2 protein-coding genes are annotated in these 1,163 nt (G+C 40.2%); both read left to right on the forward strand.

Going from position 1 to position 1,163, the window contains the following annotated elements; genetic code table 11:
- Positions 1-601, forward strand: a 601-nt coding sequence (locus tag A3762_RS09960; protein ID WP_156493371.1) for a polysaccharide deacetylase family protein, incomplete at its 5' end; no start/stop codon positions are given.
- On the forward strand, positions 598-1,163 hold a 566-nt coding region (locus A3762_RS09965), incomplete at its 3' end, for a hypothetical protein (RefSeq protein WP_197469184.1). The genes A3762_RS09960 and A3762_RS09965, both read left to right, overlap by 4 nt.

Here is a 1,163-nt window from a genome sequence, read left to right on the forward strand (position 1 = left end):
CTTAGGTGAGCAAACGTCCAAAAACATCGAAATAAACACCATTGATGACTCAAGTCGTCAGCAAATATGGTCGCAAGTAATAGCATATTTACTATCGGTAGACGACAAAACAAAACACACATGGATAGCTTACTTTGCAGAGCAACTTGGTAGGCCGCTACCTAAAACGACTCCCGATGAATATGCAGCGTGCACGTGGCAACAGCTTGTAGAGATGCAACAAAACGGCATCGAGATTGGCGGCCATACCCATACACACCCTTCGCTTGGGCAAGTTAGTAATGAGCAGTTGCATACTGAACTTCACACTTGTATGCGCTTTTTAGATGAAAAACTGGGCAAGGTAGATAGAGACTTTTGCTTCCCTAATGGACAACCAAATGACTACAACAAAAAAGTAAAACAAGTGACGCAAGAAGTGGGTTTTAAGTCCTCTGTTACGGCTTTTTATGATTCCAAAGGTACGCAAGACCTATTCGAAATGCGTCGACATACCGCATCAGAAGATTGGTTTCAGTTTTGTAAATCATTCAATGGTGTTGAGGCCTTTATGGCGGAGAAAACCGGTGCGCATAACAAAGTGGAAGGTGAACTTTGTTGAGTGATACTAGTTTGCATGACGCGTCGCTTAAAGGTAAGGGCAACACTTCTACAGGCTTTAGCAACCCTAAATCGCAAAACCAAGAAAAGCCAATTGACCCTGTTAGTAGCTTTACCTTTGGCTTGTTTATTTTTTTCAATATCGACTTTTTCTTGCATTTAAGCGCAAGAATACCTGGGTATGGTGTTATTCGACCAACATTAATAATGGTATTGTTGCTAACGTTTTTGTTATTTTCTCAAAAAGATAAATTTAAAGATATATATCAAACGGAGCCATATAAGCGAATAAAGTGGTTAATTATCTATTTGGCTCTAAGTTTTTTTTTGGTGCGCTGGCCGGGCAGTGCGCTAAATAACCTTCCTGATTTTGTGAAAGCTGTTTGTTTTTTCTTTTTTACGGCAATGATTGTTGATACCGAAAGGCGCTTAAAAAAATTCTTATTGGTGTTCATCATCCTGCAATTAGTCCGAGTATATGAGCCTCTATATTTGAATTTAACCCAAGGCTATTGGGGAGATAAAACACACCTAGGGGGAGGTGAATTTGCGGAGCGTTTGTC

Source organism: Oleiphilus sp. HI0125 (assembly GCF_001635355.1).